Annotated in this window: 14 protein-coding genes; 5 read left to right on the top strand and 9 right to left on the bottom strand. The window is 69.8% G+C overall.

The features are described from left to right. Window positions 1-136 precede the first annotated feature (136 nt). Both STRNI_RS18940 and STRNI_RS18945 read right to left on the bottom strand, forming a co-directional pair. On the bottom strand, window positions 137-1,885 hold the full coding sequence (locus tag STRNI_RS18940; RefSeq protein WP_159486944.1) for a threonine/serine exporter family protein: 1,749 nt from the start codon (window positions 1,883-1,885) through the stop codon (window positions 137-139). Between the two features lie 176 nt (window positions 1,886-2,061). Further along, window positions 2,062-2,769, bottom strand: coding sequence for a DedA family protein (locus STRNI_RS18945; protein ID WP_277411648.1), 708 nt, complete (start codon window positions 2,767-2,769; stop codon window positions 2,062-2,064). Window positions 2,770-2,973: 204 nt separating this feature from the next. On the opposite strand from STRNI_RS18945, the gene STRNI_RS18950 reads away from it, so the two are divergent. Continuing rightward, on the top strand, window positions 2,974-3,342 hold the full coding sequence (locus tag STRNI_RS18950; protein ID WP_018090091.1) for a YbjQ family protein: 369 nt from the start codon (window positions 2,974-2,976) through the stop codon (window positions 3,340-3,342). 51 nt (window positions 3,343-3,393) lie between these two features. On the opposite strand, the gene STRNI_RS18955 is transcribed toward STRNI_RS18950, so the two are convergent. Further along, the gene (locus STRNI_RS18955) at window positions 3,394-4,152 is read right to left on the bottom strand and encodes a MerR family transcriptional regulator (RefSeq protein WP_020397733.1); all 759 of its coding nucleotides are present in this window, start codon (window positions 4,150-4,152) and stop codon (window positions 3,394-3,396) included. Between the two features lie 115 nt (window positions 4,153-4,267). On the opposite strand from STRNI_RS18955, the gene leuE reads away from it, so the two are divergent. The 3 genes from leuE to gad all read left to right on the top strand — a co-directional run bounded on the left by leuE (window position 4,268) and on the right by gad (window position 7,131). Further along, window positions 4,268-4,933, top strand: a complete 666-nt coding sequence (gene leuE, locus STRNI_RS18960; protein WP_093642244.1) for a leucine efflux protein LeuE — start codon at window positions 4,268-4,270, stop codon at window positions 4,931-4,933. 142 nt (window positions 4,934-5,075) lie between these two features. Beyond that, on the top strand, window positions 5,076-5,699 hold the full coding sequence (gene wrbA, locus STRNI_RS18965) for an NAD(P)H:quinone oxidoreductase (protein ID WP_277411649.1): 624 nt from the start codon (window positions 5,076-5,078) through the stop codon (window positions 5,697-5,699). 16 nt (window positions 5,700-5,715) lie between these two features. Then, the gene (gene gad, locus STRNI_RS18970; RefSeq protein WP_274737470.1) at window positions 5,716-7,131 is read left to right on the top strand and encodes a glutamate decarboxylase; all 1,416 of its coding nucleotides are present in this window, start codon (window positions 5,716-5,718) and stop codon (window positions 7,129-7,131) included. 44 nt (window positions 7,132-7,175) lie between these two features. Here gad and STRNI_RS18975 read toward each other — a convergent pair whose 3' ends face one another. The 4 genes from STRNI_RS18975 to STRNI_RS18990 form a co-directional block, all read right to left on the bottom strand. Next, on the bottom strand, window positions 7,176-7,877 hold the full coding sequence (locus STRNI_RS18975) for a PadR family transcriptional regulator (RefSeq protein ID WP_266440380.1): 702 nt from the start codon (window positions 7,875-7,877) through the stop codon (window positions 7,176-7,178). 61 nt (window positions 7,878-7,938) lie between these two features. Next, the gene (locus STRNI_RS18980) at window positions 7,939-8,487 is read right to left on the bottom strand and encodes a DinB family protein (RefSeq protein WP_018090085.1); all 549 of its coding nucleotides are present in this window, start codon (window positions 8,485-8,487) and stop codon (window positions 7,939-7,941) included. 155 nt (window positions 8,488-8,642) lie between these two features. Further along, window positions 8,643-10,100: an aldehyde dehydrogenase family protein gene (locus STRNI_RS18985; RefSeq protein WP_266440386.1), complete on the bottom strand. Its 1,458-nt coding sequence runs from the start codon at window positions 10,098-10,100 to the stop codon at window positions 8,643-8,645. An 84-nt stretch (window positions 10,101-10,184) separates the two neighbouring features. Further along, complete coding sequence (locus tag STRNI_RS18990; RefSeq protein ID WP_109891670.1) at window positions 10,185-11,048, bottom strand: helix-turn-helix domain-containing protein; 864 nt, start codon at window positions 11,046-11,048, stop codon at window positions 10,185-10,187. 313 nt (window positions 11,049-11,361) lie between these two features. Here STRNI_RS18990 and STRNI_RS18995 point away from each other — a divergent pair, with 313 nt between their 5' ends. Beyond that, window positions 11,362-11,844: an ATP-binding protein gene (locus STRNI_RS18995; protein WP_078518639.1), complete on the top strand. Its 483-nt coding sequence runs from the start codon at window positions 11,362-11,364 to the stop codon at window positions 11,842-11,844. 118 nt (window positions 11,845-11,962) lie between these two features. On the opposite strand, the gene STRNI_RS19000 is transcribed toward STRNI_RS18995, so the two are convergent. Both STRNI_RS19000 and rpsR read right to left on the bottom strand, forming a co-directional pair. Next, a complete protein-coding gene (locus STRNI_RS19000; protein WP_018090081.1) occupies window positions 11,963-12,202 on the bottom strand; it encodes a DUF397 domain-containing protein in 240 nt (79 codons plus the stop codon). 379 nt (window positions 12,203-12,581) lie between these two features. Then, window positions 12,582-12,818, bottom strand: a complete 237-nt coding sequence (gene rpsR, locus STRNI_RS19005; RefSeq protein ID WP_109891666.1) for a 30S ribosomal protein S18 — start codon at window positions 12,816-12,818, stop codon at window positions 12,582-12,584. Window positions 12,819-12,846: the final 28 nt, after the last annotated feature.

Here is a 12,846-nt window from a genome sequence, read left to right on the forward strand (position 1 = left end):
GGCGTCCGGCGGGGTTTCCCTGACCGCGGCGCCCGGGTCCGCGCGCGCTGATTTTCGTACGCGAACGGGCGGCACCCAGTCGGGTTGCCGCCCGTTCGTGCGTGTCGGGGCCGGGCCACGGCCCCGACACGACCGTCTAGAAGCCGCGGGTGCGCTTGGCGGCCCGGCGTGCGCCGGCCTCCTCGACCCCGGGGGCACGCAGGAACAGCCGGGCGACCTCGGCACCGAGGTTGACTCCCACGGCGATGGCGAGCGCCAGCGAGGCGGCCTGTACCAGGGAGGTGAGGCCCTCCGGCAGATGGCCCTGGGCGAAGTTGAGCAGCCCGAAGTACGTGGCGCTACCGGGCAGCAGCGGGCCGATGGCCGCGGTGACGTACGGCAGGGCCGACGCATAGCGGTAGCGGGAGAGCAACTGGCCGAAGAGGCCGACCAGTCCGGCCCCGATCGCGGTGGCGGGCACCGGGTTTATCTCGGCGACGTAGTGGAGGGCGCCGTAGACGACCCAGGCGACACCGCCGTTCAGGGTCGCAAACGCCACGGTGTGACGTTCCTGCTGGAGCAGCACACAGAACGCCAGCGCCAGCAGCATCGACGCGGTGATCTGGACCACCGGCTCGTTGTACGCCCCCAGCGCCTCCTCGGGGTTGAGCCGCCGCAGGCCGGGGTTCAGCTGGAGTCCGATGTAGAGCACGCTGAGGACGCCGACGACGATGCCGACGATGAGGTAGCCGACCTCCAGCAGACGGGCGGCGGCGGTGATGTAGTAGCCGGTCAGCCCGTCGTGGACGCCGGCGACCAGGGCCCGCCCCGGGATCAGCGCGAACAGCCCACCGGTGATCACCGCGGACGCCTGCACATTGGCGTGGGCCAGACCGAAGGCGACGCCCACCGCCGCCGGCGGCATCGCCGCGACCACGAACTGGTAGAACTCCGGCAGCCCGCGCCCGGACGCGAGCCAGGCCAGCCGGTCGCCGAGCATCGAGCCCAGCGCGGCCGCGAGGAACACCAGCAATTCGCCGCCGACCAGCATGGATGCCGCGCCGGACAGCAGCCCGGACGCGACCGTCAGGGCCCAGCTCGGGTAGGGGTGGCGGTTACGGCGGATCTCGGCGAGGCCGCGGTAGGCCTCTTCGAGGGTGATGCCCTCGGAGGCGATGTCGTCGACGAGCCGGAAGACCGCGGACAGCCGGGTGTAGTCGACACCGCGGCGCCGTACCGTCCGGCTGGCCGTGACGGGGTCGTCGACCAGCGACGGCTGGTAGGAGATCGACAGCAGGGTGAAGGTGACGGTCGGCTCGACCCGCTCCAGCCCGTAGGCGTGCGCGACGCCGAACATCGCGGCCTCGACGTCCTCCGCGCCCTCACCGCCGGCGAGCAGGATCTCGCCGATACGGAGCGTCAGGTCGAGTACGCGGGGGACGGCCGGGCCGGTGTCCTCGTCGCCGCGCTCCGGGCGCTCGGGGACCGGGCGCTCGTGGACCGGCATCCGGAGCATGGTCCGCATCCGGTCCTGCCAGGGAGCTTCCTTGGTGAGGCTGACGGCGGGGATGCCGTGCGGCGGGGTGAAGGCGCTCATCGCCGTGGCGCCCACGGGGGCGGGCAGCGGGGTCTGGCCGGTGGTACTGCTCGGCTGGCTGAAGGCCGAGCCCTCCTGCTCGGCCGGCGTCTCCGGGCGCAGGCCCGCGGGCAGCGCGAACTCGGAGGTGGGGTGCTCGTCCTCGGGAAGCGGCGGGTAGGGCACGCCCAGTGGCGGGGTGAAGGCGCTGTGGGCCTCGTCCGACTGGGGCTTGCGGTCCTCGGCACCGGTCTGATCCGAGGCGCCGCCGCCGCTGCTGCCGTTCGTGCCGCGCTGGCCGCGCTGGCCGCGCTGTGGGTCCGACGCCACGGGTCTTCGCTCTCCTCGTAAGCCTCCTGACGGATGTCAAGGACACGATGCCTGATGAGGGTGCGGGACGCGTGCACGGGGGGCGTTGTTTTCGGGCGGCCGTCGCCGTCGCCTCGCGTGGTGGGTGCGGGTGGAGTTGGGGGGAGTGGGTGCGCGCGGTCTTCTTCCGCCTGGTGTCAGCGCTTGGCGTGGCGGCCGCGGCGGGCGTCGGCGGGGGCGCCCTGCGGGCGGTCCGCGGGGTGGGGCGGGGCGGACTGGGCCTTCTTCGACTTGCCGCGGGCGCGGAAGTACTCGATGGCGATCGGCACGACGGAGATCAGCACGATCGCGACCAGGATCAGCTCGATGTGCTTGTGGACGAACTCGACCTTCCCCAGCGAGGCCCCGAGCAGGGTGACACCCGCGCCCCACAGGGCGCCGCCGATGACGTTGAAGGTGATGAAGGAGCGGTAGTTCATCCGGCTCACACCGGCGATGATCGGCGTGAACGTACGCACGATCGGGACGAAGCGGGCCAGGATCAGCGACTTGGGGCCGTGCTTCTCGAAGAACTCATGCGCCTTCTCGACGTTCTCCTGCTTGAAGAGGCGGGAGTCGGGGCGCTTGAAGAGCGAGGGGCCGACCTTGCGGCCGAAGAGATAGCCGGCCTGGTCGCCGAGGACGGCTGCCAGGACGATCAGGGAGCACACCATCCACAGCGGTTTGTCGAGCTTGTTCGTCGTCACCAGCAGACCGGTGGTGAACAGGAGCGAGTCGCCCGGCAGGAAGAAGCCGATCAGCAGGCCGGACTCCGCGAAGACGATGACCAGGACGCCGATCAGGCCGAATGTCGCGATCAGGTAGTCCGGGTCCAGCCACTGGGGGCCGAGCGCGAGAGTATTCACGGGGTGAAGGCTCCTGGGTCGAGGGCGCCGGATCGTGCGGTGCGACGGGCGAAGCGACGGGATACAGGCGCGTGTGCGGCCAAAACTATCAACGCCGAGCGACCCGCCATGGTTCCAGGCGGTCCCCGGGCCCCACCCGACGGCCCCCGACCGCTGGCCGCCCCCACGGGGCCGGGTGATGCTGGCCGCAAGGAGGTGTGCGCCATGGGCATCGAAGAATACGGCGGCGGGCAGCGGGCGCAGTCCGACGTCCTGGTGGTGACGACCAACGACGTCCCGGGGTTTCACGTGGAACGGGTGATCGGCGAGGTCTTCGGCCTGACGGTGCGCTCACGGCACCTCGGCAGCCAGATCGGCGCGGGCCTGAAGTCGATGATCGGCGGCGAGCTGCGGGGCCTGACCAAGACCCTGGTCGAGACCCGTAACCAGGCGATGGAACGGCTGGTGGAGCAGGCCCGCTCGCGCGGTGCGAACGCGGTGCTGATGTTCCGCTTCGATGTGACGGAGGCCGCCGACGTGGGCACCGAGGTGTGTGCCTACGGGACGGCCGTGGTGCTCTCGCCGCAGGGCTGACCCCGGGCAGGCTCCGTACGGGCCAGGGGCGCGCTCCCCGGCCCGTACGGATCACACGTGGCGGACCGCGTTGGCCAGAATCGCGTCCCGCATGTAGACGGCGAGGCCGGGCCTGATCGCCTCGTAGGTGGCGGTGAAGCGCTCATCGGTGACATACATCTCGCCGAGGCAGGTGTGCATCTCGGGGGAGCAGTCGTAGTAAGCGCCGCAGATGAACTGCCGGTGCTCCTCGGCGACATCCATGGCCGCCGCGGAATCCGCCGCAGCCCCTTGCGCGAGCAGGTCCGCCATCTTGCGGTGGACGGCGTCGAGCCCCTCCGTCACCCGCTTCCAGTCCTCCTTGGTGTACGCGGCCGTCCTGCGCTGCGACTCCTTGTAGGCCTCGGTGTGGCCCCAGCGCTCCTCCACCTCCGCCGCGTGCTCGTCGGGGTCGAAGTCCCCGAAGACCTCGAACTTCTCCTCCGGTGTGAGCCGTACGTTCATCCTGCGTGCCTCCATCGCGTGTTCGACGGCGGCGGCCATCTTCTGGAGCTTGTCGATCCGTGCGGTCAGCAGGTCGTGCTGGCGCCGCAGATGCTGCTGCGGGTCCGTGTGCGGATCGTCCAGGAGGGCCGCGACCTCGTCGAGCGGAAAGCCGAGCTCCCGGTAGAACAGGATCTGCTGCAGCCGGTCCAGGTCGTCATCGCCGTAGCGCCGGTGACCTGCGTGGTTGCGCTCGCCGGGCTGGAGCAGCCCGATCTCGTCGTAATGGTGCAAGGTGCGCACCGTCACACCGGCGAACGCCGCTACCTGCCCTACCGAATGGCTCACTTCCGCTCCCTTGTGGGTACGCACTCCACGATGAGACCTCACGCCGCGTGAGGTGCAAGTCCGCATCCTGAAAACCCGGTGAGGCGGCGGATCGGGGGGTGAGATCCTGCCGCACATGCTGGGGATAACGGATCTGTCCACGTATCTGGTGGGGCTCGCGCTGATCATTCTGCTGCCCGGGCCGAATTCGCTGTACGTCGTGTCGGTGGCGGCCCGGCGCGGCCCGCGGGTGGCGTACCGGGCGGCGGCCGGGGTGCTGTGCGGTGACACGGTGCTGATGACGCTGTCGGCGGGCGGGGTGGCCTCGCTGCTGCAGACCACTCCGGTGCTGTTCACCGTCGTCAAGTTCGCCGGTGCGGGCTATCTGACGTGGCTGGCGGTCGGGATGCTGCGCGGCGCCTGGGCGCTGTGGCGCGGCCGGGAGGCCCGCCGGGCCGAGCGGGGCGACGGGGCGTCCGAGGCGCCGAAGGAGGCCGTGGAGCGGCCGTTCCGCAGGGCGCTGGTGGTCAGTCTGCTCAACCCGAAGGCGATCCTGTTCTTCATCTCCTTCTTCGTGCAGTTCGTGGATCCTTCCTACGCCCACCCGGTGCTGTCGTTCCTGACGCTGGGCGCCTGGGCGCAGCTGTTCAGCTTCACGTATCTGTCGGTCCTGATCTTCAGCGGGACGTTCCTGGCGGCGACCTTCCGCCGCCGCAGGCGGCTGACGGCCGGGCTGTCCGCGGGCGCCGGCGCGGCGTTCCTCGGCTTCGCCGCGAAGCTGTCGCTGGCCAGCGCGAGCTGACGGGAGCCCGGCGGCAGGAGCTGGCCTACGGGCGGGTGGCGGTCCTTCGGGGCGGCCGCCCGCCCGTTGCGCTTCCACTGGGTGAACCCTGGAGGCCACGTACCCCCTATGCCCTTATTGTCGGGTTCGAGGAGGTACGCCGATGCCCGTGCATGACGTCCATGTCGCCGTCATCTACTACTCGTCGACCGGTACCGTCGCCGAGCTCGCACGGCTGATCGCGGACGCCGCCGAGCACGCCGGGGCCGATGTCCGGCTGCGCCGGGCCGCGGAACTCGCCCCGCAGACCGCGATCGACGCCAACCCGGCCTGGGCGGCCAACGCCGCGGCCACGGCGGACATCATGGAGGCCACCCACGAGGACATGCTCTGGGCGGACGCGGTGATCTTCGGGACCCCCACCCGCTTCGGCAATGTGACCTCTCAGCTCAAGCAGTACCTCGACACCCTGGGCGGCCTCTGGCAGCAGGGCAGGCTGGCCGACAAGGTCTACAGCGGCTTCACCGCGAGCGCCACCAAGCACGGCGGCCAGGAGTCCACGCTGCTCGCGCTCTACCAGACCGTCCACCACTTCGGCGGCATCCTCGTGACGCCGGGCTACACCGACCCGGCGAAGTTCACCGACGGCAATCCCTACGGCACCTCCCATGTCGGCGGCCCCAATACCCCGCTCGACGACGAAGCCCGCACCGCCGCCCGCATCCAGGCGGAGCGCGTGGTGAAGTTCACCAAAGCCATCAAACACGGCCTTTCTCCAGCCAGTTGACGGGTAGGCGCGACAGATGACTCTGCACAAAGGCGCATCGCCTTCCGACCGTAAGCAGACCGGCCACCCGGTCAATCCCTTCTACGGCGAGGCCGACCCGGTCGCCGGTATGGAGTCCGCCCCACCGCGGCACACCCTGCCCGATGGCCCCGTCTCCCCACGTACCGCCTACCAGTTCGTGCACGACGAGCTGATGCTGGACGGCAACTCCCGGCTGAATCTGGCGACGTTCGTCACGACCTGGATGGAGCCGCAGGCCGGCGTCCTGATGGCGGACTGCCGGGACAAGAACATGATCGACAAGGATGAGTACCCGCGCACCGCCGAACTGGAGAAGCGGTGTGTGGCGATGCTCGCCGACCTGTGGCACGCCCCCGACCCGGCGGCCGCCGTCGGCTGCTCCACCACCGGGTCGAGCGAGGCCTGCATGCTCGCCGGGATGGCCCTCAAGCGCCGCTGGATGCAGCGCAACCAGGAGCGGTATCCGGGGCAGGCCCGGCCGAACCTCATCATGGGCGCCAACGTCCAGGTCTGCTGGGAGAAGTTCTGCAACTTCTGGGAGGTCGAGGCGCGCTTGGTCCCGATGGAGGGCGACCGCTTCCATCTGGACGCCGCCTCCGCCGCCGCGCTGTGCGACGAGAACACCATCGGCGTGGTGGCGATCCTCGGCTCGACCTTCGACGGGTCGTACGAGCCGGTGGCCGAGATCTGCGCGGCGCTCGACGAGGTCCACCGGCAGCACGGCTGGGACATCCCGGTCCATGTGGACGGCGCGTCCGGCGCCATGATCGCCCCGTTCCTCGACCCGGAGCTGGTCTGGGACTTCCGGCTCCCCCGGGTCGCCTCCATCAACACCTCGGGGCACAAGTACGGCCTGGTCTACCCGGGCGTCGGCTGGGCGCTGTGGCGCGATACGGAGGCGCTGCCCGAGGAGCTGGTCTTCCGGGTCAACTACCTGGGCGGCGACATGCCGACCTTCGCCCTCAACTTCTCCCGCCCCGGCGCCCAGGTCGCCGCGCAGTACTACACCTTTCTGCGGCTCGGCCGGGCCGGCTTCCGCGCCGTACAGCAGGCCACCCGTGACGTGGCCCGCTCGATGGCCGAACGGATCGGCGCGCTGGACGACTTCAGGCTGCTGACCGAGGGCGACCAGCTGCCGGTCTTCGCCTTCACCACCGCGGACCATGTCACCGCCTTCGACGTCTTCGACGTCTCCCGGCGGATGAAGGAGCGCGGCTGGCTGATCCCCGCGTACACCTTCCCGGAGAACCGCGAGGACCTCTCCGTCCTACGGGTGGTCTGCCGCAACGGCTTCTCCCTGGACCTGGCGGACCTGTTCCTCATGGACCTGGAACAGCTGCTGCCCGAACTCCGCGACCAGCCCGGCCCGATGCAGCGCCCGGAGAGCGTCGCCACGGCGTTCCATCACTGACGGGCGCCGGGCCCGGTCCGCCGGGCAGGCCCCGTCGGCCCCGGTCAGCGCGCTTCCGTGGCGGCGCCGCCGTCGCCCGCGCCGCCGCTCCCGCCCCCGCCCGGATCTTCCGCGTCCCGCTTCTCCGCGTCCGTCGTCGCGTACGGGTTCTCCTGCCCGTCCGCCAGGACCCCGACGAACGGCTCCCCCTCACCGGCGAAGACATACGCCCCGCCCTCGATCCGCTCGATCAGTCCCTGCGTCCACTCGGCACCGCTGTCCGCGGAGTGCACCCACATGTGCATGATCTCGCCGATGTGGCCGAGCTGCCCGGTCCCGCCCTCGGGGGTGTAGTACCCGGTGACCGTGCCGCGCCACTCCTGCAGCGCCCGCACCCGCTCCTTGAGCAGCGCCACCGCTTCGGCCCGCGGCAGATCGACGAGGAAGCCGATGCCCGCGCTGAGCATGTCGACCTTCTGGTCGTGCTGCGAGAGCGCGGCGCGCAGCAGCGCGAAATACTCGGCCTCGCCCGCCGCGGTCAGCTCGTACTCGGTACGCGGCGGGCCGCCGGCGGTGCTGGGCGCGATGTCATGGGCGCGCAGCAGCCCTTGCTTGGCCATCTGCTTGAGCGCGTGGTAGATCGAGCCGGGTTTGGCGTTGGACCACTCATGGGCGCCCCAGTACTCCAGGTCGTTGCGCACCTGGTAGCCGTGCGCCCTGCCGTGCTGCCGCACGGCGCCCAGTACCAACAGCCGGATCGCCGACATCGTCTCCTCAATTCCTCGCGCGCCCCTTCCGCCAGCCTAGAGCGCGCGAGGACCCCGCCCGCTACCCCTCCCGGGCCGCGCGCTCCTCGTCCACCAGCTCGAAGGCCGTCTTGCCGTCGAGGGACTCGCGGAGGATGTCGGCGTGGCCGGCGTGCCGGGCCGTCTCCTCGATCAGATGCAGCAGCAGCCAGCGCATCGACTGCCGGGCCTCCGGCGGGAACCACGGCGCCGGGGGCAGCGGGAAGGTGTCGTTCAGGCTGGGCACGGAGCGGATGAACTCCTCCGTCCGCTTCGCCACGCCGTCCCAGAACGCCAGCACCTCGGCCAGGGTCTCGCCGTCCTCCATCTGGAAGCTCAGATGCCAGGTGTCCTGGGTCCGCTCGATGGAGTGCGGCAGCTCCTGCGCGGTCTCGACCCAGCCCTGCTCGGTCTCCGCGACATGCTTGACCAGTCCGGCCAGCGACAGCTCACTGGCGCTCGGCCGCTGGGTCGCCCGGTCGTCGGTCAGCCCCAGGACCGCCCGGCGCAGCCCGCCGCGCTGGGCCTCCAGGAAGGCCAGCAGCGCACCGGTCTCGTCGCCGTGGGCCTCGGCAAGAACGTGAGTGGGCATGGGGTCCACCTTTCGTGACGTCCTCGGCGGCCGGCCCTTTCGCCGTCCGCCTTCCGACACCACTCAACGTAGGAGCCCTTGCGGTCAGCTTCTGTCCGCAACTCGCAGCGGACCGTCCCGGATCCGTCCGCCGAGAGGCGCAGAAGCCCAGAAGCTCAGAACGGGAACTGCGACCGGCCGTGCTGGATGGAGATCCACTTGGTCGTGGTGAAGGCCTCCACCATCGCGTCGCCGTTGAGCCGCCCCACCCCGGAGCTCTTCTCCCCGCCGAAGGGCACGATCGGCTCGTCGTGCACGGTGGCGTCGTTGACGTGGAACATCCCGGTGTCGATGCGCTTGGCGAACCGCACCCCGCGCTCGATGTTGCCGGTGTGCACGGCGCCGCTGAGCCCGAACGAGGTCGCATTGGTCAGCCGCACCGCCTCCTCGTCACCGTCGAACGGCACCAGCAGCACGACCGGCCCGAAGATCTCCTGCCGCAGCAGCGGGGAGTCCTCCGGCAGACCGCTCAGCACGCTCGGCGCGACCAGCGTGCCGCGGGTCTCACCGTGCAGCAGCGCCGTGGCGCCGTCCTCGACCGCGCGGTCCACCAGCGCGGAGATTGCCTCGGCCTGGCCCTCGTTGATCAGCGGACCGATGTGCGTCTGCGGATCGGTGGGGTCGCCGACCTTCAGCGAGGCGACCTTGGCGACGAACTTCTCGGTGAACTCCCGCTCCACGGCGCGGTCGACGAGCACCCGGTTGGCGGCCATACAGACCTGGCCCTGGTGGACGAAGCGGCTGAAGACGGCGGCGTCCACCGCGTAGTCGATGTCCGCGTCGTCCAGGACGACCAGGGCGCTGTTGCCGCCCAGCTCCAGCACGGTGTGCTTGAAATTGGCGGCGGCGACCGTCGCGACATGCCGGCCGACCTTCTCGGAGCCGGTGAAGGAGATGGTCTTGGGCACCGGGTGCTCGATGAGCGCGTCGCCGATCTCGGCGATGTCCGTGACGACGACGTTCAGCAACCCCGCCGGCAGCCCGGCCTCCTCGAAGATCCTGGCGACCAGACCGCCGCCGCAGACCGGGGTGTTCTGGTGCGGCTTGAGGACGACGGCGTTGCCGAGCGCGAGGGCCGGCGCGACGGACTTGAGCGACAGCAGGAAGGGGAAGTTGAAGGGGCTGATGACCCCGACGACACCGACCGGCAGCCGGTAGAGGCGGTTCTCCTTGCCGTCGATGGGCGAGGGCAGGATGCGGCCCTCGGCGCGCAGCGCCAGCTGAATGGCCTCGCGCAGGAACTCCCTGGCCAGATGGAGCTCGAAGCCCACCTTGGCGAGCGTGCCGCCGACCTCCGCGGCGATCGCCTCGCCGAGCTCCGCCTCGCGGTCGTCGATGATCCGCAGCACACGCTCGAAGACGAGCCGCCGGGTGTACGGATTGGTGGCGCCCCACTCCCGCTGGGCGCGCTCGGCGGCACGGTAGGCCTGGTCGACCTCCTCTACCGTAGCGACGGGTATGGAGGTCAGTTTCTCGCCGTTGTACGGATTGAAATCGACGATGTCCCACGAGCCGCTGCCGGACCGCCACTCACCGTCGATGAACTGATACGCCAACTCGTCGAAGTAGGACATGCCATCCCGATCTGGAGAACAGGGCGCTCAGGGCGCCGCATTGGGGGGTGCTGACTCCTGATGGTGCGCCATCCTACCGACGCGTCACATCAGTTGGAGCAGACCACGCAACAGGTCCCTGGTCTCGGCCGGATTCGGCCCCTCCTCCTGGAGGCGGTCCATCACCCGTGCGTACTGGGCCACTTCCTCGGGCTTGTCCACATACAGCGCACTCGTCAGCTGCTCCAGATAGACGACGTCCGGCAGACCCGACTCCTGGAAGCCGAGCATGGTGAAGGCACCGCTCTCGCCCGCGTGCCCGCCCAGACTGAAGGGCATCACCTGGAGCCGCACATTGGGCCGCTCCGACACCTCGATCAGATGCTTCAACTGCTCGCGCATCACCGCGCGTTCGCCGTACGGGCGCCGTAGCGCGGCCTCGTCCAGCACACAGTGGAACTGCGCCGACCGCTCGGCCACCAGCAGCTTCTGGCGCTCCATGCGCAGCGCGACCCGTCTCTCGATCTCCGCGGGCCCGGCGTCGGGCATGCCCCGTCTGACGACGGCCTGCGCATAACTCTCCGTCTGCAACAGCCCGTGGACGAACTGGACTTCGTAGACCCGGAGAAGAGAAGTGGCGCCTTCCAGCCCCACATACGTCTGGAACCACCCGGGCAGCACATCGCTGTAGCTGTGCCACCAGCCGGCGACGTTCGCCTCCCGCGCCAGGGAGAGCAGCGCCTCGCGCTCCTGGGCGTCACCGACCCCGTACAGGGTGAGCAGGTCCTCCACATCCCGTGCCTTGAAGCTCACGCGGCCCAACTCCATGCGGCTGATCTTCGATTCGGACGCACGGATCGAGTAGCCGGCCGCCTCGCGGGTTATCCCGCGCGATTCACGCAGCCGACGGAGCTGCGACCCGAGCAGGATTCGCCGCACCACCGACCCGCTCGACTCACTTGCGGACACCTCTCAGACCCTCCTGTGACCCCACCCCGTCCAACAGTGGGCCGCAGTCTGCCATGTTCGGGCTTCGTTGAGTGCTCATCCGGTTACTGATACGTGCGGCCCCCGCAAGCCCTCCACAAGATGCCGCAGGAAGAATCACCAGCAAATCCGTGTACACAAGGGCAATTACGGCACGTGCACGTGCATCTGCCCTTGCATCTGTCTCGCACATTGGGAACCATAGGCGTCGCACGCATGCACGCTCGTGAAAGATCCGCCAGATCCGGCTGACCGGCCAGGGTCATGACGTCCGCGAACGCCAGGAGTGCCTCGCATGGGGACCAAGGTTTTGACCATGCTCGAGCCGTTATGGCAGGGCTTTCCTCCCGTCGACCCCCTGGCTGTCTCCGGATCCGCATCCCGCACGCTCCCACCGCGCTATGAATCGGTGCGCTGCGCACGGGCGTTCACCCGCGAGACCCTGCAGGGCTGGGAGCTGGACGAGCTCTTCGACTCGGTCGCCCTGGTGGTCTCCGAACTCGTCACCAACGCTCTGCGGCACGCGATCCTCGCCGCCCCGGAGCACGGCGACGCCACTCCGCCCGCCCGGCTGCATCTGATGCGCTGGTCCTCCCGGCTGGTCTGCGCCGTACGGGACCCGAGCGATGACTCACCGGTCGCCGGTGAGGCGGATTCCGCCGCGGAATCGGGGCGCGGGCTGTATCTCGTGGACTCCTTCAGCGACAGCTGGGGCTGGCATCCGCTGGCCGGTGCCGCGCACGGCAAGATCGTGTGGGCTCTCTTCCGGCTGCCGTAGCCGTTCCGTACACCGGGCGCACCGTGACACGCGGGCGCCCGGTCGTCCTGTGCGGGCGCTTCACTTCACCGCCTACGGGCGCGCACTCCCCCGCAACCGCCGGGTCCCCTACGGGCACTCAGTCCCGGACGAGATGGTCGAACTCTCCGTCCTTGATGCCGAGCAGCATCGCCTGCACCTCGGCCGGCGTGTAGATGAGCGCCGGGCCGTCCGGGAAACGGGAGTTGCGCACCGCGATGTCTCCCCCGGGCAGCTTGGCGAACTCCACACAGGAGCCCTGGGAGTTGCTGTGCCTGCTCTTCTGCCATGCCACATCACGGAGATCTGTGGCGGCCATGCCGTTGTATGCGTGGGGCACAGGGGTCTCCCGGTGATAAATGGTGTCAACTGCCCGGGATCATAGCTGCGTTCACATGCGGATGCATGCGCAGATGCACGTGCACGACACCGGGTGCCGACGCCGTCACAGCTCGTCGAGCACCGTCACCGGCCCCTCACACACGGTCGCCGGCCGACCGTCTCCCCCGGCGCGATACGCCGTCACCTGGTACGGATCGACGGGGCCTCTGCGCTCATGGCAAAGGAAAGACGTGTGCCACGCCCTCCGGGTTCCGTCTCCGGCTGCCCCGCCCGCCCGGCACGAGGGCCCTGCCCCTGCGCACACCCCCGGACAAACGACGGAGGTTCCCTACGCGTCAGACGTAGGGAACCTCCTGCCCGTCACCGGACGGCGGCCGTCACCGGGACGCGTAGGGCAGCAGTGCCATCTCCCGCGCGTTCTTGATCGCGCGGGCCAGCTGCCGCTGCTGCTGCGCGGTGACGTGGGTGACCCGGCGGCTGCGGATCTTGCCGCGGTCCGAGATGAACTTCCGCAGCAGATCGGTGTCCTTGTAGTCGATGTAGGTGATGCCCGCCACGTCCAGCGGGTTGCGGCGGGGCTTGGACGGGCGGCGCGGGTCGTGCCGTCGGGGCATGGGGAGCTTCCTTGTACGTACTGAGGGG

The organism is Streptomyces nigrescens (assembly GCF_027626975.1).
Taxonomy (GTDB): Bacteria; Actinomycetota; Actinomycetes; order Streptomycetales; family Streptomycetaceae; genus Streptomyces; species Streptomyces nigrescens.

Coding starts and splice junctions, on each gene's coding strand:
- STRNI_RS18950 (WP_018090091.1), top strand. CDS start 2,974: ATGGGCATCGAAGAATACGGCGGCGGGCAGCGGGCGCAGTCCGACGTC.
- leuE (WP_093642244.1), top strand. CDS start 4,268: ATGCTGGGGATAACGGATCTGTCCACGTATCTGGTGGGGCTCGCGCTG.
- wrbA (WP_277411649.1), top strand. CDS start 5,076: ATGCCCGTGCATGACGTCCATGTCGCCGTCATCTACTACTCGTCGACC.
- gad (WP_274737470.1), top strand. CDS start 5,716: ATGACTCTGCACAAAGGCGCATCGCCTTCCGACCGTAAGCAGACCGGC.
- STRNI_RS18975 (WP_266440380.1), bottom strand. CDS start 7,877: ATGTCGGCGATCCGGCTGTTGGTACTGGGCGCCGTGCGGCAGCACGGC.
- STRNI_RS18980 (WP_018090085.1), bottom strand. CDS start 8,487: ATGCCCACTCACGTTCTTGCCGAGGCCCACGGCGACGAGACCGGTGCG.
- STRNI_RS18985 (WP_266440386.1), bottom strand. CDS start 10,100: ATGTCCTACTTCGACGAGTTGGCGTATCAGTTCATCGACGGTGAGTGG.
- STRNI_RS18995 (WP_078518639.1), top strand. CDS start 11,362: ATGGGGACCAAGGTTTTGACCATGCTCGAGCCGTTATGGCAGGGCTTT.
- rpsR (WP_109891666.1), bottom strand. CDS start 12,818: ATGCCCCGACGGCACGACCCGCGCCGCCCGTCCAAGCCCCGCCGCAAC.